We start from the raw sequence: 2,388 nt of genomic DNA, 5'->3' as shown, positions 1-2,388 counted from the left end.
CCCGGGACTGGCGGAGGGCCCCGGCCGCGGGACAGACGCCGCAGGCCTACCTCCGGGACGGCGTGTCCGCGCTGCGCGATCTGCTCGCCGCGCACGGGCCCGCCGAGCCCGCGGCCACGTGGTGGGACACCGACCGGACGTTCGGATTCTGGCGCCGACGCATGCTGCACGAGGCGACCGTGCACCGCGTCGACGTGGAACGCGCCGCGGGGCCGGAGCCGTCCCCGATCGCCGACGAGGTCGCCGTGGACGGAGTGGACGAGGCGGTGAACCTGTGGTTCGGCCACCGGCTGGGGCGGATGGGGGTCACCGGCACCAGACCGGCCGCGGTGGCGGTGGACACGGCGGCGCGCAGGTGGCTCACCCACGCCGGACCCGACGGGGCGGTGGTCGTCCGCGGTCCCGGGGACGGCGCTCCGGCCGGGCCGGACGACCGCGTCGACGCGGTCGTGTCCGGCGCCGTCACCCGGGTCTACCTGTGGTTGTGGGGCAGGGAAGGGCCCGGTTCGGTCACCGTCGACGGCGACGACGACGCCGTCGCCCAGCTGTGGGCACTCCTGCGGCTGGCCACGCGCTGAGGTGGGGCGTCCCGGACCGCCGCGGGCCGAAACGCCCCACCTCAGCAGGTGACCGAGACGTCCACGCCACTGCGGAACGAGACGTGGACGTGATCCATGTGGTTCGCCGTGGCACTGCCGCGGTCGGCCATCGCGGACCATCCGGCGCCGTTGTTGATGCGTTGGCGCCAGATGACGTACTTGACCCCGAACTCGTCGCGGTGCTCGACCACGTAGTCGGCCAGCGCGTCGCCGGTGGACACGCCCACCATGAAGTCGAGGGCGAGCCCGGCGGGATGGTCGCTGGGGTTCGACCGGGGTGCCCGGCCCCCCACCGAGTCGACGGAGAACCGCTCCAGCAGGTGGTTACCGACCTGTGCGACGTGGGGGACGGTGCCCTCCAGCCCGGTCGGGCACGCCTCCACCGTCGCCTCGGCCTCGGCGTTCGCGGCGGCCTCGGTGGTCTCCTCCTCCGGAGCCGGCCCGGTCGTCTCCGGTTCCGTGGAGGTGGTCGACGTGGTGGTCGTGCTCTCCGGAGTGGTGCTCTCCGGGGTGGTGCTCTCGGCGGTGCTCGACGTGGGGTCGGTCGACCGGGACCGTGCCGGGGTGGACGACGGGGTGGGCAGACCGGCGGCGACTGCGGCCACCGCCGTGGTGTGGTCCTCCTCCGGCGGCGCGGTGTCCGTCAGGGCCATGGTGCCGACCAGTGCGGTGGCGGCGAGAAGTCCGACCGCCGTGGGTTTGGCCCACGGCCTCCGTGGTTGGGCGCGGTGTCGACCAGCCATCTTTCCCTCATTCCGGTGACGGCGATGGCGGTCAGATTAAGAACCGGCAACGAAAGTGTCACGAGGGAGTGGCGACGGACACAGATCAATAACGCCGCTGGTCACGGCGCGTGTCGGTCCTATACGGACCAGAACCAGTCGTGCCGCCGCGCCTCACGGAACGCCTGCCGTCGCCGCTCGGTCGTGAGCCGGTCCAGATACAGCACACCGTCGAGGTGGTCCACCTCGTGCTGCAGACACTGCGCCAGCACACCGGTCCCCTCCACGGTGACGGGCTCGTTGTCGAGGTCGACACCACGCACGACGGCCCGGCGTGCCCGCTCGGTCGGGAAACTCAGCTCCGGCACGGACAGACAGCCCTCGTCGAGCAGGTGGGTCTCCTCGGACACCTCGACCAGGACCGGGTTGAGCACGTATCCCACGGCGTCGTCGACCCGGTAGCTGAACGCGCGCAGGCCCACGCCGATCTGCGGCGCGGCCAGCCCCGCCCGGCCCGGCAGGTCGACGGTGTCGAGCAGATCGTCCACCAGTGCCTTCGTGGTCCGGTCGAACGTGGTGACCGGGTCGGCCACCGTCTTCAGCACCGGGTCACCGAAATAGCGCAGGTCACGTACGGTCATGGGAAGTCTCGTCCTTTCCTGGTCGCGCCCACCCTAGCCCGCCGGGACGGCGCGCCGGGGTCACGCCCGCAGCCGCAGCCCCGCCGGGGTCGCGCGGAACCCCACCTCCCGCAGCACCTCCGCGAGACCGGAGGTCAGCGCGCGCTCCCCGTCGGCCTTCTGTACCTGCAACCGGCCGAGCCAGCCGTCCCGCACCGCCGCGGACAGCGCCGTCGCCGCCGCGTGCAACGTCGCACGGTCCTCGGTGAACGACAGCAGCGACCGGCCACCCCGTTCGACGTAGAGCGCGGGCACCCCGTCCACCAGCACGGCCAGTGCCCCCGCCTTGCGGGCGGGCCGGTGTTTCGTGTCCCCGAGCACCGCGGGCCACGGCAACGCCGCGCCGTACGGCTGGGCCGGGTCGGCCGCCGCCAGCACCACGGCCTG

The 2,388-nt window shown here is 73.1% G+C and carries 4 protein-coding genes; 1 reads left to right on the top strand and 3 read right to left on the bottom strand.

The genetic code is table 11. The annotated features are described in order from the left end of the window. The coding region (locus ACTIR_RS23135) for a maleylpyruvate isomerase N-terminal domain-containing protein (protein ID WP_052583863.1) at window positions 1-578 on the top strand (578 nt) is incomplete at its 5' end. A gap of 41 nt (window positions 579-619) precedes the next feature. On the opposite strand, the gene ACTIR_RS0112810 is transcribed toward ACTIR_RS23135, so the two are convergent. The 3 genes from ACTIR_RS0112810 to ACTIR_RS0112800 all read right to left on the bottom strand — a co-directional run. Then, entirely contained in the window at window positions 620-1,342 is a 723-nt protein-coding gene (locus tag ACTIR_RS0112810; protein WP_026454589.1) for a hypothetical protein, read from the bottom strand. A gap of 119 nt (window positions 1,343-1,461) precedes the next feature. Beyond that, on the bottom strand, window positions 1,462-1,962 hold the full coding sequence (gene def, locus ACTIR_RS0112805) for a peptide deformylase (protein WP_026454588.1): 501 nt from the start codon (window positions 1,960-1,962) through the stop codon (window positions 1,462-1,464). A gap of 60 nt (window positions 1,963-2,022) precedes the next feature. Further along, window positions 2,023-2,388 (bottom strand): hypothetical protein (locus ACTIR_RS0112800; RefSeq protein WP_026454587.1); only part of this gene is annotated, 366 nt, incomplete at its 5' end.

It is taken from the genome of Saccharomonospora iraqiensis subsp. iraqiensis, assembly GCF_000430445.1.
GTDB lineage: Bacteria > Actinomycetota > Actinomycetes > Mycobacteriales > Pseudonocardiaceae > Saccharomonospora > Saccharomonospora iraqiensis.
This window is presented reverse-complemented; position numbering and strand designations above follow the sequence as displayed.